The organism is Pseudomonas sp. PLB05, from assembly GCF_021106615.1.
GTDB classification, from domain to species: domain Bacteria; phylum Pseudomonadota; class Gammaproteobacteria; order Pseudomonadales; family Pseudomonadaceae; genus Chryseomonas; species Chryseomonas benzopyrenica.
Map to the genome: position 1 here is coordinate 241,624 of NZ_JAJOHO010000003.1, position 23,494 is coordinate 265,117.

General features: G+C 65.5%; 17 protein-coding genes and 2 pseudogenes. 1 reads left to right on the top strand and 18 read right to left on the bottom strand.

The genetic code is table 11. The features are described from left to right. Nucleotides 1–9 precede the first annotated feature (9 nt). The 3 genes from hrpA to LRS53_RS13885 all read right to left on the bottom strand — a co-directional run bounded on the left by hrpA (nucleotide 10) and on the right by LRS53_RS13885 (nucleotide 6,789). Nucleotides 10–4,035: an ATP-dependent RNA helicase HrpA gene (gene hrpA, locus LRS53_RS13875; RefSeq protein WP_231356306.1), complete on the bottom strand. Its 4,026-nt coding sequence runs from the start codon at nucleotides 4,033–4,035 to the stop codon at nucleotides 10–12. 142 nt (nucleotides 4,036–4,177) lie between these two features. Then, nucleotides 4,178–4,957: an SGNH/GDSL hydrolase family protein gene (locus LRS53_RS13880; protein ID WP_064307172.1), complete on the bottom strand. Its 780-nt coding sequence runs from the start codon at nucleotides 4,955–4,957 to the stop codon at nucleotides 4,178–4,180. 152 nt (nucleotides 4,958–5,109) lie between these two features. Next, entirely contained in the window at nucleotides 5,110–6,789 is a 1,680-nt protein-coding gene (locus LRS53_RS13885) for a long-chain fatty acid--CoA ligase (RefSeq protein ID WP_231356307.1), read from the bottom strand. Nucleotides 6,790–7,048: 259 nt separating this feature from the next. On the opposite strand from LRS53_RS13885, the gene LRS53_RS13890 reads away from it, so the two are divergent. Further along, nucleotides 7,049–7,519, top strand: a complete 471-nt coding sequence (locus LRS53_RS13890; RefSeq protein WP_017642763.1) for a MaoC family dehydratase — start codon at nucleotides 7,049–7,051, stop codon at nucleotides 7,517–7,519. A gap of 153 nt (nucleotides 7,520–7,672) precedes the next feature. Here LRS53_RS13890 and LRS53_RS13895 read toward each other — a convergent pair whose 3' ends face one another. The 15 genes and pseudogenes from LRS53_RS13895 to LRS53_RS13960 form a co-directional block, all read right to left on the bottom strand. Continuing rightward, nucleotides 7,673–8,248: a DUF1349 domain-containing protein gene (locus LRS53_RS13895; protein ID WP_231356308.1), complete on the bottom strand. Its 576-nt coding sequence runs from the start codon at nucleotides 8,246–8,248 to the stop codon at nucleotides 7,673–7,675. A gap of 53 nt (nucleotides 8,249–8,301) precedes the next feature. Continuing rightward, nucleotides 8,302–9,369, bottom strand: a complete 1,068-nt coding sequence (locus tag LRS53_RS13900; protein ID WP_231356309.1) for a protein-glutamate methylesterase/protein-glutamine glutaminase — start codon at nucleotides 9,367–9,369, stop codon at nucleotides 8,302–8,304. Next, on the bottom strand, nucleotides 9,369–9,866 hold the full coding sequence (locus LRS53_RS13905) for a chemotaxis protein CheD (protein WP_231356310.1): 498 nt from the start codon (nucleotides 9,864–9,866) through the stop codon (nucleotides 9,369–9,371). The genes LRS53_RS13900 and LRS53_RS13905 overlap by 1 nt, the downstream gene beginning before the upstream one ends. A gap of 11 nt (nucleotides 9,867–9,877) precedes the next feature. Continuing rightward, on the bottom strand, nucleotides 9,878–10,690 hold the full coding sequence (locus LRS53_RS13910) for a CheR family methyltransferase (RefSeq protein WP_231356311.1): 813 nt from the start codon (nucleotides 10,688–10,690) through the stop codon (nucleotides 9,878–9,880). Nucleotides 10,691–10,692: 2 nt separating this feature from the next. Beyond that, nucleotides 10,693–11,175 (bottom strand): chemotaxis protein CheW, encoded by a 483-nt coding sequence (locus LRS53_RS13915; RefSeq protein WP_231356312.1) that lies wholly within the window; start codon nucleotides 11,173–11,175, stop codon nucleotides 10,693–10,695. Then, nucleotides 11,175–12,836, bottom strand: coding sequence for a methyl-accepting chemotaxis protein (locus LRS53_RS13920; protein WP_231356313.1), 1,662 nt, complete (start codon nucleotides 12,834–12,836; stop codon nucleotides 11,175–11,177). Before LRS53_RS13920 ends, LRS53_RS13915 begins: the two co-directional genes overlap by 1 nt. Before the next feature lie 334 nt (nucleotides 12,837–13,170). Beyond that, nucleotides 13,171–13,677, bottom strand: a complete 507-nt coding sequence (locus LRS53_RS13925; RefSeq protein ID WP_017642755.1) for a chemotaxis protein CheW — start codon at nucleotides 13,675–13,677, stop codon at nucleotides 13,171–13,173. Nucleotides 13,678–13,680: 3 nt separating this feature from the next. Then, nucleotides 13,681–15,855 carry a HAMP domain-containing methyl-accepting chemotaxis protein gene (locus tag LRS53_RS13930; RefSeq protein WP_231356314.1) on the bottom strand — a complete coding sequence of 725 codons (2,175 nt, stop codon included), beginning with the start codon at nucleotides 15,853–15,855 and terminating at the stop codon, nucleotides 13,681–13,683. 48 nt (nucleotides 15,856–15,903) lie between these two features. Next, nucleotides 15,904–17,661 (bottom strand): annotated as a pseudogene (locus LRS53_RS13935) (methyl-accepting chemotaxis protein); the annotation flags it as partial. Between the two features lie 177 nt (nucleotides 17,662–17,838). Beyond that, a pseudogene (locus LRS53_RS23970) lies at nucleotides 17,839–18,339 on the bottom strand (MCP four helix bundle domain-containing protein); the annotation flags it as partial. A gap of 20 nt (nucleotides 18,340–18,359) precedes the next feature. Further along, nucleotides 18,360–20,525: a chemotaxis protein CheA gene (locus LRS53_RS13940; protein ID WP_231356316.1), complete on the bottom strand. Its 2,166-nt coding sequence runs from the start codon at nucleotides 20,523–20,525 to the stop codon at nucleotides 18,360–18,362. Further along, on the bottom strand, nucleotides 20,522–20,827 hold the full coding sequence (locus tag LRS53_RS13945) for an STAS domain-containing protein (RefSeq protein ID WP_231356317.1): 306 nt from the start codon (nucleotides 20,825–20,827) through the stop codon (nucleotides 20,522–20,524). Before LRS53_RS13945 ends, LRS53_RS13940 begins: the two co-directional genes overlap by 4 nt. A gap of 18 nt (nucleotides 20,828–20,845) precedes the next feature. Further along, nucleotides 20,846–21,217, bottom strand: a complete 372-nt coding sequence (locus tag LRS53_RS13950; protein ID WP_007162125.1) for a response regulator — start codon at nucleotides 21,215–21,217, stop codon at nucleotides 20,846–20,848. An 11-nt stretch (nucleotides 21,218–21,228) separates the two neighbouring features. Next, nucleotides 21,229–22,257, bottom strand: coding sequence for a methyl-accepting chemotaxis protein (locus LRS53_RS13955; RefSeq protein WP_442968526.1), 1,029 nt, complete (start codon nucleotides 22,255–22,257; stop codon nucleotides 21,229–21,231). A 285-nt stretch (nucleotides 22,258–22,542) separates the two neighbouring features. Next, the gene (locus LRS53_RS13960) at nucleotides 22,543–23,310 is read right to left on the bottom strand and encodes an FCD domain-containing protein (RefSeq protein WP_231356318.1); all 768 of its coding nucleotides are present in this window, start codon (nucleotides 23,308–23,310) and stop codon (nucleotides 22,543–22,545) included. Between the last annotated feature and the right edge of the window lie 184 nt (nucleotides 23,311–23,494).

Genomic DNA, 23,494 nt, shown 5'->3' on the forward strand with positions numbered 1-23,494 from the left:
ATGACCGCGCTAGGCTTCCACCTGGCTCCACTGCTTGTTCAAGCGCTTGTCCGACACCGGCATCCGGGTCCCCAGCTGCTGGGCCCAAAGCGACACCCGATACTCTTCCAGCATCCAGCGATAGAGCTCCAGATTGGCGTCGCGCTTGCCCTCCTGACCATGCTTGGCGGCGCGGGCGCGGTACTGCTCCCAGAGTCCGGCCAGCTCGCCGCTCCAGACGCGATCACGCTGCACCTGGCCGCCGAGCTTGTCGAAACGCTGCTCGATGGCCTTGAGGTAGCGCGGGTATTCCTTGAGCCATTCCAGGGGCGTATCCCGGACGAAGCCGGGATAGACCAGGCGGGCCAATTGCGCCTTGATGTCGTTCAGGGCCACCGCCTGGGCCAGGTCGATGCGGCCCTTGAATTTCTTCTGCAGACCATGCCAGAGCTTGAGGATCTCCAGGGTCAGGCGTGCGATCCGTTCAGCCTGTTCGGTCAAGCCCGCCTTGCGTCGCTCGGCCAATGAAGCCAGGCCGGCGCCATCGCGGGGCAGCTCGGCTTCGTCGGCGAGGATGGCGGCGTCCAGGCTGGCCAACAGGATGTCTTCCACCAGGGCTTCCGGCCGACCCAGTTCGCGGTGCAGCAGACTCAACTCGGTGAGGCCGGGCAACTTGCCGCGCAGGAACTTGGCCTGCTCCGTCAGTTGCTGCAGCAGCAGTCGCTGCAACGCGCGACGGTGCTGGTAGCGGGCCTCGGCCTGGGTGGCGAAGCGGCCTTCGCGCACCGTGCCCTGCTCGTCCACCAGTGCCGGATAGACCGTCATCGACAGCCCCGCCACCTGCTGCTGGGTCTTGGCCGCCACCTCGGCGAAGGCCTTGGCCTCCACCGGGCGCTGCTCCTGACGCCGCTGTGTCGGTAGCGCCAAGGCCGCCTGGCTTTCCTGGGCGAAGCGCGCCGTCACCTCGGCCAGATCGCGACCTTCGCCCAGGGGCTTGCCCTGAGCATCGACGACTTCGAGATTCATGCGCAGATGCGGATCCAGGCCGGCTTCGGCTTCCGGCCAGGCTTCGTCGGGAATACGCGCGCCGGTCATGCGCTGCAGTTCACGCCCCAGGGCTTCGTGCAGCGAACCCTCGCCGAAGGGAATCTTGTCCAGGGCGGCGCGAACGAAATCCGGGACCGGGACGAAGTTCTTGCGCAAGGCCTTGGGCAGGTTGCGCACCAGGGCCACGCAGCGATCATAGAGCAACCCCGGCACCAGCCAATCGAGGCGCTGGGGTGGCAACTGTGGCAACAGCGGCGCGGGCACCCGCAGGGTGACGCCATCGCGCGGATGGGTCGGGTCGAATTCATAGGACAGCGGCAGGGTCAGTTCGCCCAGGCGCAGGGTGTCCGGGTACTGGGCAGCGGTCACCTCGCTGGCTTCGCGGGCGAGGACGTCCTCTTCGCGCATCAGCAAGAGGTCGGGCTGCTTGGCGCTCTCGCGGCGATACCAGCTGTCGAAGGTGGCAGTCTGGTAGACGTCCGCCGGCAGGCGCGCGGCATAGTAGTCGAACAGCGTCTCTTCGTCGGCGAGGATGTCACGGCGCCGCGCCTTGGCCTCCAGCTCGTCCAGGCGTTCCAGCAGGGCGCGGTTGGCCGCCAGGCACTTGGCGCGGCTGTTGATCTCGCCACGCACTAGGCCTTCGCGGATGAGCAGTTCGCGGGCGGCAGGCGGATCGATGGGGCCGAAGTGCACCGGGCGGCGGCCGACCACGATCAGGCCATAGAGGGTGACCTGTTCATAGGCCACCACCTGGCCACGCTTCTTCTCCCAGTGCGGTTCCAGATGGGTCTTCTTGACCAGGTGGCCCGCCACCGGCTCGATCCAGTCCGGTTCGACCTTGGCCACCATACGGGCGAACAGCTTGGTGGTCTCCACCAGCTCCGCGGCCATGATCCAGGTGGGTTTCTTGCGGCCGATGACGCTGCTGGGATGGATCCAGAAGCGTCGCTGACGCGCGCCCAGGTAGTCGCCGTCCTCGCTCTTCTGGCCGATCTGGCTGAGCAGACCGGCGAGAATGGCCTTGTGCAGCGCCGCATAGCCGCGGGCACGCACCGCCGCCTCGCTGGCCTCGGCCTGTTGCTGAGCCTTGGCGTTGACGTGCTTGTCGGTCGTGGGCGCAGGTCTGTTGCCGATCTCCGCGAGTGCCGGCGCCGGACTTTCGGTCTTGCGCGCCTGGAGCCCCAGCTCGCGGCAGAGCAGGGTCAGCTGGCGATGGGCATCGCGCCATTCGCGCAGCCGCAGGTAGTTGAGGAAGTGCTTGCGGCACCAGCTGCGTAGGGCATTGGAGCCCAGCGCCTGGCGCTGCTCCTCGAAGCCGTGCCAGAGATTGACCAGGGCGGCGAAATCCGAATCCGGGTCCTTCCACTGGGCATGGGCTTGATCGGCCTGGGTCTGGCGATCGGCCGGGCGCTCGCGCGGGTCCTGCACCGACAGCGCACTGGTGACGATCAGCACCTCGGCGAGACTGCCCTGCTCCGTCGCCTCCAGCAGCATGCGGCCCAGGCGCGGATCGACGGGCAGGCGCGCCAACTGCCGGCCCAGGGGCAGCAGGCGGCCTTCGACATCGACCGCCGAGAGCTCCTGCAACAGGGTGAAGCCGTCCTTGATGGCCTTGCCATCCGGCGGCTCGATGAAGGGGAAGTCTTCGATGCGACCCAGGCGCAGGTGCAGCATCTGCAGGATCACCGCCGCCAGGTTGGTGCGCAGGATCTCCGGATCGGTGAAGGTCGGCCGTCCCAGAAAGTCTTCTTCGCTGTAGAGGCGAATGCAGATGCCCGGCTCGACCCGTCCGCAGCGGCCCTTGCGCTGGTTGGCGCTGGCCTGGGAGACGGCTTCGATAGGCAACCGCTGGACCTTGGCTCTATAGCTGTAGCGACTGATGCGCGCGGTGCCGCTGTCGATCACGTAGCGAATGCCCGGCACTGTTAGCGAAGTCTCGGCGACGTTGGTGGCCAGCACGATCTTGCGTCCGGGACGCGGCTGGAAGATCTTCTGCTGCTCGGCCGGGGTCAGCCGCGCATAGAGCGGCAAGACCTCGGTGAATTTCAGCTGGGCCTTGCGTAGCACCTCGGCGCAATCGCGGATCTCACGCTCGCCGGGCAGAAACACCAGCACATCGCCCGGGCGCTGGCCAACGCTGCGCTCGTGGGCCTCGATCTCGTCCAGGGCCTGGAGGATCCCCTGGTCCACAGAGAGGTCGTCCACCAGCCGCTCGCCGTCTTCGTCCACTTCGGCGCTGAGGGGACGGTACCAGGTCTCGACCGGATAGGTCCGCCCGGACACCTCGACGATGGGGGCACCGTCGAAATGCTGGGAGAAGCGCTCCAGGTCGATGGTGGCCGAGGTGATGATCAGCTTGAGATCGGGTCGGCGCGGCAGCAGGGTCTTGAGAAAGCCCAGCAGGAAGTCGATGTTGAGACTGCGCTCGTGGGCCTCGTCGACGATAAGGGTGTCATAGCGTTCGAGAAAGCGGTCGTGCTGGGTCTCGGCCAGCAGGATGCCGTCGGTCATCAGCTTGATCAGGGTGGCGTCGGTGCTCTGGTCTTCGAAGCGCACCTGATAGCCCACCAGCTCGCCCAGCGGCGAACCCAGCTCCTCCGCTACCCGCGCACCCACGCTGCGTGCCGCCAGCCGGCGGGGCTGGGTGTGGCCGATCAGCCCTTGTACACCCCTGCCCAATTCCAGACAGATCTTGGGCAACTGGGTGGTCTTGCCCGAACCGGTCTCGCCGGCGATCACCACCACCTGATGGCCTTCGATGGCGCGCTTGATCTCCTCGCGCTTGGCCGCGATCGGCAGGGCATCGTCGTAACGGATGCGCGGCACGCTGGCACGCCGCGCCTCGACCTTGGCGCAGGAGGCCTGAAAGCGTTCCAGCCACTGGGCCTCTCGGGCTAAATCGGGCTGTTTCTGCAAGGCCTGGAGCTGGCGTCTCAGGCGATGGCGATCGGCGTTGAAGGCCTGATCCAGGTTGGCGGCAAGACGGGCAACGGAGGGGGTATCGGTCATGAAACTCTTTCGACGGCGGTCGCTTGGACCGGTAAGTGTAAAAGAGTTGGGGGGTGTGGCGGGGCTTTACAAGAACGGCGGGCGGAAAACCGCCCGGAAAGCGGATCCTGCGCGACGGACGTCGCGCAGGACTAGCGCAGGATCAACGCTTGGCCTGGACACTGGCCATGTTCAACCCGGCCGGCGGCGTGCGCAGCGCCATGTCGAGGGATTGCAGCGCCTTCCAGGCATCCTGCTGCAGATCGGCCGGATCGGCATGATCGAACTTGATCTTCTCGCCGGCGGCCGGCAGCGGCGGACGGGTGCCGTAGATCAGCGCATAGAACACCGAAGCGGTCAGGTAGGTGCCAGTAAAGGACGGGTGGCTGCCGTCGGGCAGGAACAGCCCCGGCTGCGGCTGATCGGCCAGGGCCTTCTGCCAGGCCTGGCCCACCGGGGCCAGCAGCGCGCCGGTTTCCTTGGCCAGGGGGGTGTAGACGCTGTCCAGCTGCGCCTGCATGGTCGGGTTGTTCTGCCGTGCCCAGGTCAGGTAAAGGATCGGCTGGGCGCCGTCCTTGCGCGCCAGATCGGCGATCAGGCGGACGTACCGACGGGTGAGGTCCGGATTCTTCACCGGCATCATGCTGTGATCCTGGATCACCACGTAGTCGTAGTTGGCCTTGGCCAGCTCGTCCTGCACGTCGTGGCGCTTCCAGTGTTCCTCGAGGCTGGCGCCGCTGAAGGTCACATGCTTGACGTCCAGCGGGCGGGGTTGACCGGCCTCGACGGACATTTGACGGACCATCGCCGGCAGATCGTTGACGAAGGTATAGCTGTTGCCCACGAACAGGACGCGGATGGGTTCACCCGCCTGGACCTGGCCGAGCATGCTGGAGCCCAGCAGGAAGAGGCCCAGCAAGGCCTGGCGTACGCAAATTCGCATGGTGTGTCCTCAAGGAGAGAGGTCGAAGAGATGACGGCAAAATGCCGCCTGCGGTTTATACCCGAACCTCTTGCGAAAACCATGCTTGGAGACCGGCGGCACCGCTACCAGTCGACGAGAGGTAGCGGCGCGGGGGACATGGTGAAGCCCTGTTACGCCTTCTTGAGTTCGGCGTCACGCAGTTCGCGGCGCAGGATCTTGCCGACGTTGGTGGTCGGCAGGCTGTCGCGGAATTCCACCAGCTTGGGTCGCTTGTAGCCGGTGACGTTGTCATGCATGTGCTTGAGCACCTGCTCGGTGGTCAGGGATGCACCCGGCTTGGGCACCACGAACACCTTGATCTTCTCCCCTGCCACCTCGTCGGGGATGCCGATGGCCGCGCACTGCAGCACCCCGGGTAACTGGGAGAGCACCTCTTCCAGTTCGTTGGGATAGACGTTGAAACCGGACACCAGGATCATGTCCTTCTTGCGATCGACGATGCGCAGATAGCCATCGGGTTCGATGACGGCGATATCGCCGGTGCGCAGCCAGCCTTCGGCGTCCAGGACTTCGGCGGTGGCCTCGGGGCGCAGCCAGTAGCCCTTCATCACCTGAGGCCCCTTGACGCACAGTTCACCGGGGGTGTCGAAGCCCAGGGCCACGCCATCGGCATCCACCACCTTGCAGTCGGTACCTGGTACCGGTACGCCAATAGTGCCCAGCCGGCGACGCTCCAGCGGATTGAAGCTCACCACGGGACTGGTCTCGGTCATGCCGTAGCCTTCGCAGATGCCGCAGCCGGTGACCTCTTCCCAGCGCAAGGCCACGGACTGCTGCAGCGCCATGCCACCGGAGAAGGTCACCTTGAGCTGGGAGAAATCCAGCTGGCGGAACTCCTCGCTGTTGCACAGGGCGGCGAACAGGGTGTTGAGACCAACGAAGCCGTTGAAGCGCCACTGCCTGAGTTCCTTGACCAGCGCGGGCAGGTCGCGGGGATTGGTGATCAGGACGTTGTGGTTACCTTGGATCAGCATGGCCATGCAGTGAATGGTGAAGGCATAGATGTGGTAGAGCGGCAGCGGCGCGATCATCACCTGGGCACCGCCGCCCAGGTACTTGGTCATCAGCACCTGGCACTGCAGCATGTTGGCCACCAGGTTGCGGTGGGTCAGCATGGCGCCCTTGGCGATGCCGGTAGTACCACCGGTGTACTGCAGCACGGCGACATCCTCCGCCGCCGGATCGGCCTCGACGAAATCGACGTGCTCGCCCTTGGTCATGGCATCGACGAAGCGGATGGCATGGGGGATACGATAGGCCGGCACCATCTTCTTGACGTGGCGGACCACGGCGTTCACCAGCAGGCGCTTGAAGGTCGGCAGCAGGTCGCCGACCTCGGTGATGATGACGTGCCGGATGTCGGTCTGCGGCAGCACCTGTTCGGCCAGGTGCGCCATGTTAGCCAGGCACACCAGCGCCCGAGCGCCGGAATCCTTGAACTGGTGCTGCATCTCACGGGCGGTGTACAGCGGGTTGGTGTTGACCACCACCAGGCCGGCGCGCATGGCGCCAAAGACTACCACCGGGTACTGCAGCACATTGGGCATCTGCACGGCGATGCGATCGCCGGGTTGCAGGTCGGTGTGCTTCTGCAGGTAGGCAGCGAACTGACCGGACAGCTCATAGAGTTCGCGGTAGCTCAGCGTCCGCCCGAGATTGCTGAACGCCGGGCGCTCGGCGTAGGTCTGGCAGGCCTCGCGGAATACCGCCAGGACGTTGCGATAACGGTCCAGGTCTATGTCTGTCTGGATGCCCTCGGGATATTTGTCACTCCAGAAATTCGGCATCATGCAGCCCGCTCCCGCTCTATGGTTATTGTTCGTTGGCGTGCCGTGATCAGCGCTGAACCGGCCCTGCGAGCCTAGCAGCTTTGCCCTGCCCGCAACAGCATCAATATCCGCCCTTAACGTCACCTAATGACCATAAAGTCATTTATGGTCACCTTCTCTGTCGGCTTTTCCGGGCGTCGATTAGCCTCAGACGACCAGCCTGGGTAGAATGCCCGGCTTCGCGGCGTCTGCCGCCTTGTCACAGCTGCCGGAGCGCCTCATGAGCCTGACCGAAAACATCCCTTATGAAGCCCTCGAGATCGGCCAGAAGGTGACCGTGACCCGCACCATCGAGCAGCGCGACGTGCTGCTGTTCGCCGCCCTCTCCGGGGACTGCAACCCGTTGCACCTGGATGCCGACTTCGCCGCCAAGACGCTGTTTCGCGAGCCCATCGCCCACGGCATGCTCAGTGGCGCCCTGATCAGCGCCGCAGTGGCCTGCAACCTGCCGGGCCCAGGCACTCTTTATGTCGACCAGACCATGACCTTCGAAAAGCCGGTCAAGCTGGGCGATACCCTGACGGTGGAAATCGAGGTGCTGGAAAAGCTGCCGAAGTTTCGCGTGAACCTGGCCACCCGCGTGTTCAACCAACACGGCGACAAGGTCGTCGACGGCGTCGCCAAGGTGGTCGCGCCGCGCAAGGCGGTGCAGGTGCAGCAGGTCGAACTGCCCCCCGTCACCGTCGGCTGATGTTCAGCCACGATCTGCTGCGCGTCGGCCTAACTGCGTTAAAAACGCCTTCGGAATGCTCATTTACCATTTGTAAACTCCGCTTCCTCAGGCGTTTTTGCCTTGTTTGGCTCTAGCTCGCTAGATCGTAAAACATAGCTTATCAACACTACCTCAACTCAGATCGGCCAGGCCGCGTTGCAGCGGGGCTTGCAGACTGAACTCGCTGAACGCCACTTCCATGCCGCCCCGCTCTGGGGTGCCACAGACCGGGCCGACCCGGTATTCCGCGGCGGCTGGCAAGCTGGCCAGGCGCAGCAGCGGCCAGCGCTGACCGTCCAGCGAGGCCTGCACCCGCAGGCTACCCTGGGCCAGGGTGACCCTCAGCCACACCTCTTCCCGCTCGCCCAGCGGTGCGCCCACGGCAAGATCCGAACGGCCCTGGGTCAGGACGCTGAGCAGTTGCGGCGTGTCGTCGAAGTAGCCGATGCCAGCGCGCAACCACTGCTGCTCGTCGATCCGCACCATCAGCCCGGCATGGTCACCCTGGTTCTTGCAGCGCGCCACGACCCGCACCTGCGCGGTGAAGCCGCTGGTAACCCGGGCGCCGAAGAAGTGACCACTGTGGCGCTCGGCGCCGTCGTGGGTCTGGCGCCAGAAGTCACTGTGGCGATCAGTGATGACCCGGAGCCGCTCGGGCTCGGCCAGCCAGGTCTCGGGTTCATTGATCCATTGGCAGATGTCGAACATGGGGCTCTCCTCGCGTGCTCGCGCTTGGAGTCCGGACTGCCCCGCAAGTTCGTCTAGACCCCACCTTTGAGGATGGCGGCGGCGATCTGGTTGAGACCGATTTCCTGCTCCACGGCGCCGAGTTTCATGGCCTCCTTGGGCATGCCGTAGACCACGCAGCTGTCTTCGTCCTGGCCGAGGGTACGGCCGCCGGCTTCGCGTAGTTCCTTGAGGCCACGGGCGCCGTCGTCGCCCATGCCGGTCATGATGATGCCGAGGGCGTTGCTGCCGGCCGCCCGCGCCACCGACCGGAACAGTACGTCCACCGAAGGTCGGTGGCGGCTCACCGGCGGGCCGTCGACCACGTCCACGTGGTACTGGGCACCACTGCGCTTGAGCAGCATGTGCCGGCCACCTGGGGCGATGAGCACCCGTCCCGGGGTGACGCGATCACCGTGCCGCGCTTCGCGGACCTCAAGGTCGCAGAGGCGATCCAGGCGCTCGGCGAAGGCGGCGGTGAAACGCTCGGGCATATGCTGCACGACGACGATGCCGGGACAGACCCGCGGCAGGGAGGTGAGCACGGCTTCCAGCGCCTGGGTACCCCCGGTGGAGGTGCCCAGCGCCACCAGCCGCTCGGTGGTCCGGGCCATGGCCGTGCCACCGGCGGGTAGGATGACATCGGCGCTGAGCTTGGGCGCTGCCACCACGGGCGCCGCCCGCGGCGCCAGGCGCTTGAGATTGGCGCGGGCTGCCGCCTTGATGGCATGCACCAGGTCCTCGGTCGAGCCCTGGAGGAATTGCTTGAGATTGGCCTGGGGCTTGGTGACGATGCTAACCGCGCCGGCCGCCATGGCCTGCAGGGTGGTAGCAGCACCCTTCTCGGTGAGGGTGGAGCAGATCACCACCGGGGTCGGCCGCTCGGACATCAGCTTCTTGAGAAAGGTGATGCCGTCCATGCGCGGCATCTCCACGTCCAGCACCAGGACGTCCGGCCATTGCTTGCGCATCTTGTCCATGGCGAACACCGGATCGGCCGCTACGCCGACCACCTCGATGCCCGGATCCAGGGCCAGGCTCTGTGCCAGCACCTGACGCACCACGGCTGAATCGTCGACGATGAGAACCTTGATCTTATTCATTAGGGGTAGTCCGGAGAGGAGGGATTTGCGCTCAGGGTCGCCTGCTGGAGAGAGACAGCGCCCGTGCGCAGATCGAGGATCAACTTGCGGTGCCCGATGCCTTCGACATGGGTCTTGTCGCACCTTAGACCATAGGCGGCCAGCAAGGCGCGCGCGGCCTCTACGTTGCGCTGCCCGATGGACGCCGCCGGCGTGCTCGGCACTCCGGGGAACATGGAGCCACCGCCATAGAGGTGAATGCGATACCCGCGTGGATCGCTGCCGTGGCGCGCCATGGCCCTGAGGATCAGATAGAGGGCATCGTCGATGTAATGACCGTCGCGCCGGGTGGTCTTGGCGCCACCCAGCCGACTGGGCAGCAGGGAGTGGGTCATGCCCCCCAACCGATCACCCGGGTGCCAGAAGACGAAGGACACGCAAGAGCCCAGTACCGTCCGCAGTTGCAGATCGCCACGACCGAAATACCAGTCGCCGGGGGTGAGGAAGCGTTCGCCCACCGCCACGGTGCTCAGATCGGCCGCTGATAGATGGAAGGCGACACCATGCGCAAGGCCTCGGTCACGCCATTGAGGGTTTCCGAATGGCTGATGAAGAAATAGCCACCCGGACGCAGATGGCGGACCAGCCGTTCGACGACCTGGCGCTTGGTGGGCAGATCGAAATAGATCATCACGTTACGCAGAAAGATGACGTCGAATTTGCCCACCTCCGGCAACCGGGTATTGAGGTTGATCTGCATGAAGGAGATGCGCGCCGCCAGTGCCGGATCGACCAGGAAGATGCCGGCGTTGTCACCCACGCCCTTGAAGCAGTACCGCCGCAGCAGGGCTGCGGGAATGCCTTCGGCCTCCTCCAGCGGGTACTGCCCGAGGCGCGCCTTTTCCAGCACCCGGGTGCTGAGATCGGAGGCGAGCATCTCCCAGGGCTTGTCACCGAGACCTTCGGCCAGGGTCATGGCCAGGGTGTAGGGCTCTTCGCCGGAGGAACAGGCACCGCTCCACAGGCGAAACGGCAAGCTGCTCTTCCAATTCGGCAGCACCTGGGTGCGCAGGAAGTCGAAGTGCTTGGGCTCGCGGAAGAAATAGGTCTCGTTGGTGGTGAGCAGGTCCACCGCCATCTGGAACTCCCCCCGATCCTGCTGGATCAAGCGGAAGTAGGCGCCGTAGCTGGCCAGCTGGCGCAGGCGGATGCGCTTTGCCAGCCGTCCGCCCACCAGCGGCTTCTTGGCATCGGACATGCTGATGCCCGCGACCTTGAAGATGAGGGAGCGGAATTGCTGGAACTCGGCATCGGTGAGTGCGAGGGCCTCGGACACGCTCATGCTCAGGCAGCCGGAATGGCAGCGAGCTGCTGGTAGTCGTCCTCACCGAGCACGCGCTCGATGTTGAGCAGGATGACGAAGCCGTCGCCCTGCTTGGCCATGCCGAGGATGAAATCGGTGCGCACCCGGGCGCCGAAATCCGGCGCCGGCTCGATGGCATCCGCGCCGATTTCCAGCACCTCGCTGACGGCATCCACCACCACCCCCAGCACCTGGGTGCGCTGCCCGCCCTGCACCTCCAGCACCACGATGCAGCTGCGCCGGGTCACCTCGGTGGGCTGGCCATGAAAACGCACGCCGAGGTCCATCACCGGTACCGCGGCGCCGCGCAGGTTGATCACCCCGCGGATCGATGGCGGCAGCATGGGTACGCTGGTCACCGCGCCATACTCGATGATCTCGCGCACGCAGCCGGTACCCACCGCGTACATGTCGCCGCCCAGCTGGAAGGTAAGAAACTGCCGGGGCAGCTCAGCAGTACTCATCAGACACTCTCCTCGAAGTGGGCGAAGCCGACCGGCGCCTTGCCCCGGGTGGTAACGGTCACAGGTGCGGAGCGGAAGGCGGATGCCTTGCGCTTGGCCTTGCCCTGGCTCGAGCCGGTATTCGGGGACAGACCCGCGTTGACGCCCGGCAGGGCATTGTTCAGGGTGAAGAATTCCATCAGCTGCTGCAGTTGCTCGGCCTGGCCGCTCATCTCCTCGGAGGTGGCCGCCAATTCTTCCGACGCCGAGGCGTTCTGCTGGGTGAGCTGGCTCAGTTGCAGCATGGCGCTGTTGATCTGATCGACCCCGGCACTCTGCTCTTCGGAAGCAGCGGTGATCTCCTGCACCAGATCCGAGGTCTTGTTGATCGAGGGGACCATCTCGCTGAGCAGGGTGCCGGCGCGCTCGGCCAGGGCCACGCTGTTCTTGGCGACCTCACCGATTTCCTGGGCCGCGACCTGGCTGCGTTCGGCCAGCTTGCGCACCTCGGCCGCCACCACCGCGAAGCCCTTGCCGTGCTCGCCGGCGCGGGCCGCTTCGATGGCGGCGTTGAGCGCCAGCAAGTTGGTCTGGTAGGCGATGGCGTCGACGATGCCGATCTTGTCGGCGATGGTCTTCATCGCCACCAGGGTATCGCGCACCGCTTCACCACCCTCGCCCGCTTCCCGCGCGGCCTTGCCGGCCATGCCGTCGGTGACCCGGGCGTTCTCGGTGTTCTGGGCGATGGAGGCCGACATCTGCTCGATGCTGGCGCTGGTCTCTTCGACCGAGGCAGCCTGCTCGGTGCTGGCCTGGCTCATGCTCTGGGCGGTGGCCGAGACCTCTTCGGAGGCACTGGCCAGGGAATCGGCGTTGCCGCGTACCTCGCCGATGATCTGCCCGAGGCGTTCGGTCATGCCGCGGATGGCCGCCAGCATGCTGGTGGTATCGCCCTCGCGGGTCTCCACCACGACGCTCAGATCGCCGCGGGCGACCCGACTGACCACATCGGCGGCATAGGCCGGCTCGCCGCCCAGCTGGCGGATGAGGCTGCGGGCGATCAGGTAGCCCATGGCGACCGACATCAGCAGCGCCACGGCACCCAGGACGATCATCAGGTTGCGGGCGTCCACATAGGCGCCGGTCGCGGCTTCGCCGGACTCGATCATGCGCTGGGCCTGGAAGTCATTGAGCTGATTGACCGCGGTGACCAGCTCATTGTTGTTGGGGGCGAAGACGTTGAGCAGATAGTCACGCGCCTGCCCATGGTCAACGTCCAGCAGGCGGAAGAATTCGCTGTACTTGTCCTGCAGGCGCTGGCGGCTTTCCAGCACGGCCTTGAGCTTCTGCTTGCCTTCGTCGCTCTGGATCTTCTTGCCCAGGTCGGTGAGGATGTCGCCGTTCTCGCCCCGAATGCGCTTGATCTCGTCGAGGGTCTTGGCACGCTGGTCAGCGCCGTCCTGCAGCAGCAGGTTACGCATCTGGCGGCCGGAATCCAGGGTGTTGCGGGCCAGGGTGTTGGCCTGCACCGTCATGGGAAAGCGATACTGCGACATGGAGTCAGCGGCTTCCCTCATCGTCCCCATGTTCAGCAGCGCCACGCCGATGGTCAGCAGTAGCATGAGGATGGCGGCGCCGAAGCCCAGCATCAATTTGGTCGAAACACGCATCTTGTTCAGCATGGGATTGCATCCTTGGGATCACTGTCCAGTTCTTCGGCCTGTCCCGGCTCTTCTTTAGCGGGTCGAAGGTTCGGGACGTACCACGCGTCGCCTCTGGGCCGCGCTTCATCCGCCGGCCGGAACCTCAGGGCTACCCGTGCTGCTCAGGGGAGCGTGCCGCGACCGCTGCGGCACCGGATGAATGGCGACGCCCTGCCCTTTCGCCGTCGCTCAAGGGACCAGGCCCGGACCTGGGAGAGGGGGAACAGCCACCGCCGGTGGCTGGGAAGACGACGACAGCGGTCGGGCCAGCCCGGCAACGAAGGCGAGCCTCCTGTCCAGGCAACGGCGGCGCTCAGCTGGTACTGCGCGCGGCCAAGCCGGCCAGCTCTTCGATATCCAGCACCCGCGGGACATCGAGGACGACGACGAAACCGCTGCCAGACTTGACCATGCCGGCGATGAAGTCCGGGCGCAGGCGACTACCGAAGCTGGGCGCCGGGCGGATGTCGCCGGGGGCGATCTCCAGCACCTCGCTGACCGCATCGACGACCACGCCAAGCACCTGTAGGTCATCGCCCGTGGGCACCTCCAGGATGACGACGCAGGTCCGTGGCCCTACCTGGGTCGGACTACCGCCGAAGCGTGCCTCAAGATCGATCACCGGCACCACCGCCCCGCGCAGGTTGATGACGCCGCGGATGCACGCCGGCATCCGCGGAACCTGGGTGAGCTGGCCGAATTCGAGAATCTCGCGCACGGCCAGGGTATCCACCGCATAGGTCTCTTCCTGCACGACAAAGGTCAGGTGCTGGTGACCCAGGGTGTCTTGCTCTAGATCGGAGATCGTCAGGGCGTTCATGGGTTACTCCGAGAAACGTACGTAGCCTTCCGGCAGGCGACCACCGGCGGCGGACTGGGAACGGACGGCGACTTGCGGACTGCGCGGAGCGGCTGGCCGAGCCCGCTCCATGGCCCGTTCCAGGTCCTGTACCGCACGGCCTTCACCGGTGTGGAAGAAGCCCATCAGCTGCTGCAGTTGCTCGGCCTGGCCGCTCATTTCCTCGGCAGTGGCCGCCAGCTCTTCCGAGGCCGAGGCGTTCTGCTGAGTCAGCTGATTCAACTGCAGCATAGCCCCGTTGATCTGACTTACCCCACTGCTCTGCTCTTCGCTGGCCGCAGCGATCTCCTGCACCAGATCCGAGGTCTTGCCGATGGAGGGCACGATCTGGTCCAGCAGGGTGCCGGCCCGCTCCGCCAGGGCTACGCTGTTCTTGGCCACGTCGCCGATCTCCTGGGCCGCGACCTGGCTGCGCTCGGCCAGCTTGCGCACCTCGGCCGCCACCACTGCGAAGCCCTTGCCGTGCTCGCCGGCGCGGGCCGCTTCGATGGCCGCGTTGAGCGCCAGCAGATTGGTCTGGTAGGCGATGGCGTCGACGATGCCGATCTTGTCGGCGATGGTCTTCATCGCCACCGTGGTATCGCGTACCGCTTCACCACCCTCACCCGCTTCCCGCGCGGCCTTGCCGGCCATGCCGTCGGTGACCTTGGCGTTCTCGGTGTTCTGGGCGATGGAGGCCGACATCTGTTCGATGCTGGCACTGGTCTCTTCCACCGAGGCGGCCTGTTCGGTACTGGCCTGGCTCATGCTCTGGGCAGTGGCGGAAATTTCTTCCGAGGCACTGGCCAGGGCATCGGCCGACAGGCGCACGTCGCCGATGATCTGATTCAGTTTGCCGACGGTGCCGTTGATCGATTCCTTGAGCTCCAGCAGCTGGCCCTGGTAGTCACCGCGCACGGTGCGGCTCAGATCACCCTGGGCGAGGCCGGCCATGACGCCCATGGCTTCGTTGACCGGGGCGACGATGGCGTCGAGGGTGCCGTTGATGCCGGCGACGATGCGGCGGAAATCGCCCTGGTGGGCGCTGGCATCGGCACGGGTATCGAGACGTCCGGCCATGGCCGCCTGGCTGAGCTGGTTGGCGTCCTCGACCAGACGCTGGATATTGCCGCGCACCTGCTCGAGGTTGTCGTTGATCACCGCCTTCTGGCCGGGGAAGCGCTCCAGCGGCACCGACAGATCGCCTTCGCCAAAGCTCTTGACGCAAGCCATGGCCTTGGCGGAATCACTGAGATGACCGGCAACCATGCCGTTGACGCCTTCGGCCATGCTGCGATAGGCACCCTGGAAACGGTCCGCCGGAATGCGGACCACGGTTTCGCCGCGGTCATGGGCAGTCGACATGCTGGTCATTTCGGTGATCAGCCCGCGCAGGGTGGTAACCATGTTCTGCATGGCCGCCATCAGGCTGGTCTTGTCGTCGCCCCGCAGCTTGATGTCGTCGGGCAGATCGCCTGCAGCCACGCGGCCGGCCAAGGTGGCGACCACGGAGGGCTCACCACCCAACTGACGCAGCAGATTGCGAGTGATGAAGAAACCCAGCAGGGCAACGGCCAGCAGGGTCGCGAGGGCGATGGACAAGGCCAGCCAGGTGGCCTCGACCTTGGTCTTCTGGGCGACTTGCACGCCCTGCTGCGCCAGGGTCTGGTTGTAACTGACGTGCTCGTCGAGGGCCTTGTTGATGGCGAGCATCACGTCGGTACGGCTGCGCATCAGGTTCTGGGCGTCGTCGTTGCGATTCTGCCGCGACAGGGCAATGACCTGCTCGCCCAGGCTGAACAGGGCATTGAAGGCAGCCTGATCGGTTGCCAGCAGTGTGCGATCGCGATCATCCGAAACCAACGCATCGTACTTGCCGAGGTTCTGGCCGACGCGCTCCTTGGCCGCGGCCAGGTCCTGCTCGGCGGTGGTCATGGCTTCGCTGCTGGTCGCCAGCACGTGACGATAGATGCCTACCACGTAGTCGGAGCGGCTATCGTTGATCTCGCCGAGCGCCTTCAAACTGGGCACGGTGTTGTCGTTGCCATAGTTGGCGGCCTGGAACACCTGGTCGATTTCGTATTGGCCGGTGCCGGCCAGCACAATGATGCCCAATAGCGCGGACAGCACCAGCAGCAGCATTTTCTTGATGACAGTCATGTCGGTAGTCTCAAAAAGGCCACCTGCAGGTGGCCGTTGGATAAGGGGTCAGATGTCGAAGGGGGCATAGCCTTCAGGTACGCCCGAAGTGTCATTACGCAAGGCCTTGCCGGGGACCCGCGCCGTCCTTGGCCGTGTGGCTTCCAGCGCTCGATCCAGGTCCTGCACGACGCGGCCTTCGCCGGTGTGGAAGAAGCCCATCAGCCGCTGCAGTTGCTCGGCCTGGCCGCTCATTTCCTCGGCAGTGGCCGCCAGCTCTTCCGAGGCCGAGGCGTTCTGCTGAGTCAGCTGATTCAACTGCAGCATAGCCCCGTTGATCTGACTTACCCCACTGCTCTGCTCTTCGCTGGCCGCAGCGATCTCCTGCACCAGATCCGAGGTCTTGCCGATGGAGGGCACGATCTGGTCCAGCAGGGTGCCGGCCCGCTCCGCCAGGGCCACGCTGTTCTTGGCCACGTCGCCGATCTCCTGGGCCGCGACCTGGCTGCGCTCGGCCAGCTTGCGCACCTCGGCCGCCACCACCGCGAAACCCTTGCCGTGCTCGCCGGCGCGGGCCGCTTCGATGGCCGCGTTGAGCGCCAGCAGATTGGTCTGGTAGGCGATGGCGTCGACGATGCCGATCTTGTCGGCAATGGTCTTCATCGCCACCGTGGTATCGCGTACCGCTTCACCACCCTCACCCGCTTCCCGCGCGGCCTTGCCGGCCATGCCGTCGGTGACCTTGGCGTTCTCGGTGTTCTGGGCGATGGAGGCCGACATCTGTTCGATGCTGGCACTGGTCTCTTCCACCGAGGCAGCCTGTTCGGTACTGGCCTGGCTCATGCTCTGGGCGGTGGCGGAGATCTCTTCCGAGGCACTGGCCAGGGCATCGGCCGACAGCCGTACGTCGCCGATGATCTGGTTCAGCTTGGCGACGGTGCCGTTGATGGAATTCTTCAACTCCAGCAGCTGGCCCTGGTAGACGCCCTGGACGGTACGGCTCAGGTCACCCTGGGCCAGACCGGCCATCACGCCCATGGCCTCGTTGACCGGGGCGACGATGGCGTCCAGGGTGCCGTTGATGCCGGCGACGATACGGCGGAAGTCGCCCTGGTGGGCACTGGCGTCGGCACGGCTATCGAGACGCCCGGCCATGGCCGCCTGGCTCAGCTGGGCGGCGTCTTCGACCAGGCGCTGGATGTTGCCGCGCACCTGTTCGAGGTTGTCGTTGATCACTGCCTTCTGCCCAGGGAAGCGTTCCAGCGGCACCGACAGGTCGCCTTCACCAAAGCTCTTCACACAGGCCATGGCCTTGCGCGAATCCTCCAGGTGCCCGGCGACCATGGCATTGACGCCTTCGGCCATGCAGCGGAAGGTACCCAGGAAACGCTCCACCGGAATGCGGGCGTCCGTCGCGCCGCGATCATAGGCCTCGGACAGCTGCACCATTTCCGCGACCAGGCGCTGGATGTTGCTGCGCACCTGTTCGAGGTTGTCGTTGATCACCGCCTTCTTGCCGGGGAAACGTTCCAGCTCGGCCGCCAGATCGCCTTCGCCAAAGCTCTTCACGCAGGCCATGGCCTTGTGGGAATCCTCCAGGTGACCGGCGGCCATGGCATTGACGCCTTCGGCGACGTTGCGGAAGGCCCCCTGGAATCGCTCCTGCGGCAGGCGCGCGTCCGTCTCGCCGCGATCATGCTCGGCGGCCATGGTGGTCATCTCCTGCACCAGGCCGCGCAGGGTCCGCACCATGCGCTGCATGGCGGCCATCAGGCTGGAATCGTCGCCAGCGCGCAGCTGCAGATCGTCGGGCAGGTCGCCCGCGGCCGTGCGGTTGGCGACCTTGGCCACCTCGGCCGGTTCGCCGCCCAGCTGGCGCAGCAGGTTGCGGGTAATGAAGAAACCGAGCAGGCCGACGGCCAGCAGGGTCACCAAGGCGATGCCGATGGAGAGGACGGTGGCCTGGCTCATGGTACGGCCGGCGACCTGCGCCTGCTCGCTGCCGAGCTTCTGGTTGTAACTGCGGTGCGCATCGAGGGCATCGCCGACATGGTCGATCACCTTGCGCTGCTCGCCGAGGATGCGTTTGACGTCCTCGTCCTGGCTCGCCCGCGACAGAGGCAACACCGTTGCCACCAGATCGTTCAGGGCCACGATGGCCTGGCGATCGTCCTGCAGCATGCGCCGATCGGCTTCGTCGGAGATCAGCGGCTCATAGTCCTTGAGCGCCTTTTCGGTCAGTTGCTGGGCCTCGGTCAGTTCCTTCTCGGCCTCGCGCGTGGCGACGTCGCCGTCCGCGGCCAGGTGGCGGTAGATGCCGGTGATGATGTCGGCCGAATGGGCATCGATGGCATCGATGCCCAGGATCGACGGTACGGTGTTGTCGTTGCCGTAATTGCCGCGGTCGTACACCTGGCTCAACTGCTGGTAGGCGATACCCGCGAGCAGGATGATGCCCAACAGGGCGGACAGGACCAGCAGGGACATGCGCTTGGTAACGGTCATGGATTCGATTTCCTTGTCGATCAGACCGGTACGGCGGCGTGGGCGGAGACGGTGGTGGACGAAGCCTCGCCGATCAGCCCGGGCACGCTGAGGATCAGCGCCACGGCGCCGCTGCCGAGGATGGTGAAGCCGCCCAGGCTGCGGTTGTGGTCGAACAACGGACCGAGAGGCTTGATCACGGTCTGGAATTCACCGAGCAGCTGATCGACCACCAGACCGGCGCGCTGGCCGGCGTAGCGGACCACCACCACGTTCTGGCGCCGCGGCGGCGCTTCCTCGATGGCGAACAGCTGGCGCAGGCGCAGCACCGGCAGCACCTCGCCGCGCAGGTCGAGATAATCGTTGCCACTGGCCTGGACGCTGGCCGCCTCGGTCAATTCGATGCACTCCTCCACCGCTTCCAGGGGCACCACGTAGGCGGCCTTGCCAACGCCGATGAGGAAGCCGTCGATGATCGCCAGGGTCAGCGGCAGGCGGATCGTTACCGTGGTGCCCCGGCCCTCCTCGCTGGTGAGGTCGACGCTGCCGCGCAGGGCGGTGATGTTCTTTTTCACCACGTCCATGCCGACGCCGCGACCCGACAGGTTGCTGATCTGCTCGGCGGTGGAGAAACCCGGCTCGAAGATCAGGTTGAACACCTCCTTGTCGCCCAGCACTTGGCCTTCGCTGATCAGGCCGCGCTCGGTCGCCTTGCGCAGAATGCGCTCGCGCGACAGACCGCCACCGTCATCGGTGACCTCGATGACGATGCTGCTCGACTCGTGATAGGCGTTGAGGCCCACGGTGCCCTGGGCCGGCTTGCCGCGGGCCAGGCGCAATTCGGCGGATTCGATGCCATGGTCCATGGCGTTGCGGATCAGGTGGGTCAGCGGATCGCCGATCTTTTCCACCACGGTCTTGTCCAGCTCGGTATCGCCGCCGCTGATGCGCAGGGCGATGTCCTTGCCGATTTCCTTGGAGACGTCGCGCACCACGCGCTGGAAGCGGTTAAAGGTGGTGCCGATCTGCACCATGCGCAGGGTCAGGGCGGTATCCCGCACCTCCTCGACCAGGCGCGACAGCACCCCGGTGGATTCCACCAGGGTGGTCAGGCCGCTCTGCTGAGCGATCAGCTGGGTGCCGGCACCGGCGATGATGAGTTCGCCAATGAGGTCGATGAGCTGGTCGAGCTTGGTGGCGTCGATACGGATCAGTTGGCCTTCGCTGGCTGGCGCCCGCTGTTCCTTGATCTTGCGCTGCTTGTTCAGGGCCGCGTCCACCACCGGCGGATTGACCAGTTGGGCCTCGACCAAGACCTCGCCGATGGGCTTGCGCGGCACCGCCGGATCGGCCTGGCGGCGCAGCACCTCGTCCAGCTCGGTGGCGGTCAGGGTGCCGCAGCGCACCAGGATTTCGCCCAGGCGCAGGTCTTCCTCGGGCAGGTCGTCGATCAGCTGGCAATAGTCGCTGCTGCGGCTGTGCGGCGGCAGGATGCGGATCTGGCTGTCTTCGCGGACGAATTCGAAGGCCGCCTCGATGGTTTCCTTGTCGGCGTCGCTGTCGAAGGCGACCTCGAAGCCCAGGTAGCAGGTTTCCGGATCCATCTCGGCGGCGGTCGGAATGGCATCGAACAGGGTAACGATGTTGACGATGCGGCCGAAGGTATTGAGGTAGCGCACGAAGGCCAGCGGATCCATGCCATTGCGCAGCATGTCCGGGCCGAAGCGCAGCGACAGGTGCCAATGGCCGGCGGCCACGCCATCCACCGGTGTCACCAGGGCGCGCGCCACGGCGGTCGGCTGGGCCGCCTGGGCGCTCGGCTGCAGATAATGCTCCAGGCGCTGCACCAGAGCGGCGCCCACGGCCTGGAAGTCGACCTCCGGCTCGCTGCCGGACGACACCCGAGCAATCAGGCCATTGAGGTGGTCGCAAACCTCCAGGAACAGTGCCGACAGCGTCTCGTCGAACGCCATTTCACCACTGCGGATGCGATCAAGCACGCTTTCGGCGACATGGGTGAAGGCCACCACATGGTCCAGGCCGAACAGCCCCGCCGAACCCTTGATGGTATGGGCGGCGCGAAAGATGGCGTTGATCAGCTCGGCGTCATCCGGCGCCTGCTCGATCTGCAGCAGGGCGGCCTCCATCTGCTGCAACAGCTCCTCGCTCTCGGCGATGAACGTCTTGAGGATCTCGTCCATGTTCATGCGGCAACACCTTCCGCGGCAGCCGCGGTAAAGAAGTCGGCGAGACCTGCCAGCTCCAGCAGTTCGGTGACGGCGAGGCTGGGGTCGACCAGTTCGAGGCTGCCGCCCAGACGCTGCGCCTCCCGGTGGGCCAGCAGCAGCAACTGCAGACCGGCGGAGTCGAATTCATCGACTTCGGCCAGCTCCAACGCCACGGTGCCCCCGGCGGCCAGGGGCTCCATCAGCAGCGGCTTGCTGTCCGCCGCGGTGTAGATGGTCAGCGGCCCGGAGAAGGGCAACCGGGTACGAATGACGTCGTTCATGGGTAGCCTCCGGGGCTATCAGGGCATGATCAGCTTGGAAACCGCTGCCAGCATCTGTGCGGGCTGGAACGGCTTGACCATCCAGGCCTTGGCCCCAGCGGCCTGACCGGCGGCCTTCTTGGCGGCATCGGATTCGGTGGTGAGCATGATCACCGGAGTGAACTTGTACGCGGGCAGCTTCTTGGCCGCGGTGACGAAGGTGATGCCGTCCATGTTGGGCATGTTCACGTCGCTGATGATCAGGTGCACCTTGCGACCGTCCAGCTTGGTCAGGGCATCGCGACCGTCACAGCCCTCGATGACGTCGTAGCCCGCGCTTTTCAGCGTCATGGACACTACCTGGCGGATGGAGATGGAGTCGTCGACGATCAGAATGGTCTTGTTGCTCATGGCAGCTTTCCTTAGAAGAAGGTGATATCGGATTCGGCAGCGGCGGCGGCCGGTCGCTTGCCGTGGTGCACGGCGACCTGCTCGGCCATGGTGTAGGTACGGGCCAGCTCGGCGAGCCAGCCCTTGGTGTCGAGGGGCGGCAGCGGCTGGCCGCTGGCGGCCAGGGCGCGACGCTCGATCACCAGGCGCTCGAGGCGGGCCTGGTCGTCGCGGATGTGGCCGAGCATCTGGCTGACGCGATCCTGGAACTGCAGGGCGACCAGCACCTCGGCGATGGCGCCGCCCACGGCCGCGGCGTTGTCGGCCAGAGCATCGCTGCGCTCGACCACGTCGCGGGTGGTGCCGCCAAAGCTACCGATGACCTGTTCGATGGTCTCGCCGGACTGGTTCAGGGTGCCGGTGTCGCGCTCGGCGTGGCGTTGCGACAGCTCCAGGGTGCGGGCGATGGCGCCATTCACCGTTTCCACGGTTTCGCCGATCTTCTGCCCGGTGTCGCCGGACAACGTGGACAGCTTGCGGACCTCGTCGGCGACCACGGCGAAACCGCGCCCGGCTTCACCGGCACGCGCGGCTTCGATGGCGGCGTTGAGGGCCAGCAGGTTGGTCTGGCGGGCCACGTCGCCGACGTCCTTGGCCATGCTCTTGAGTTGCTCGGTCAGGCCGGCCAAGCCGTTGACCTCGGTGAGCAACGCCCCCTTGCTCGACAGCGCCTCACGCAGCGATTGCAGGATGCCGTCCAACTGGTTCTGGCTGCTGGCCATCAGGCTGACCAGGCGATCGCCACTGCCGTGATCGTTGCCAGCGACACTGTGGATACGGTCCGCCAGCTCGGCGAAGCGACTGGTCAGACTGACGATTTCCTGCTCGGTATGGACGCGCGCGGCTTCGATCTGCTCGGACCACACTGGCAGCACGGCTACACAGAGGGCTTCGAGAGCTTCGTCCCGGCCGCTGACCAGCCTCTGGTGGATGGCCTGGCCGGCAGACCGCTCGACCTGTCGTGCCTGAGCGCGACGCAGCTGCCAGAAGCCCAGGCCCATGGCCAGGACCACCTGGGTGGCACTCAGGGCCAGGGTGGTCGCAGTGACACCGCCCGCGTACAGGATCGCGCCGGTGCCGCAGGCACCCAGCAATGCAGGGGTGAAGATAAAGTCGACGAGCGAAGGCGAGGAAGGGGCGTGTTCCACAGGAAGATACCGGTCTAGACGCCAGCGAAGGCGGGAAGGTGTGACCGGGTTATCAGCTCTGGAACGCTAAACTTTAGCCACGGACAGATAACTTATTGTAGTAGCTTAGTGCCACTACAGGTTTTTCCGCCAGCTTTTTCAGAGCTCGTCGCGCCGTTTGGCCCGTGCTAGACGGCCTGCCATGGCTCCCGCCTCTTCCAGCACCTCTCGTACATAGCCCAGATGCAGGCTCGCTGCCTCGCGCGCGCGTTCGGCTTCACCCGCGACAATGGCTTGGTAGAGCGTCCGGTGCTGTTCCAGCAAGCGCTCGCGGGTTTCGCCACGCTGGGCCTGCATGCCGCCGATATTGGTCACCATGTGATGCCGCAGCAGTTCGAACAGGCTGCGAATGCTGTGCAGGTAGACGGCGTTGTGGCTGGCCTCGGCGATGGCCAGGTGAAAAGCCGCATCGGCCTCACCCTCCTCCTCCCGAGCCAGGGTCTCGCGCCGCCGATAGCAATCTTCCAGTCGTTCCCAGGCCAGGGTCAGTCGCGCGAGATCAGGCTCGGTGGCTCGTTGCGCAGCGTAGTAGGCGCAGGCGCTTTCCAGGGTATGGCGAAATTCCAGCAGGTCGCGCCGGGTTTCCTCGCGGCTTTCCAACAGCGGCAGCAGCGGATCGGTGAAGGCACTGTTGAGCGCCTCGGTGACATAGGTACCGCCGCCCTGGCGGCTGAGCAGCAGTCCCCGCGCTACCAGTTTCTGGATGGCCTCACGCAGGGACGGTCGCGACACCCCGAAGCGCTCGGCCAGCACCCGCTCGGCCGGCAGGCGCTCGCCAGGGCGCAGCGAGCCTTCGGCGATCAGCGCTTCCAGGTGCTTGACGATGTCGTCGGACAAACGACGTTGCTTGACCGGTTCGAACCCCATGAAAAACCTCGAAAAATGCCGCGGACAGCAGCGGCCGTCCGCCGGGTGGAAGGGATGGGCCGACGAAAGTCGCACATCAAGGGGTTTGACAGAGGCAAAGACCCCGCTTAACGTGCGTGAAGTCGCCCTTGTAAATTGGTCTTACCAATTTTTGCCACAGGTCGCGATCTTGTGCAACCCCGTC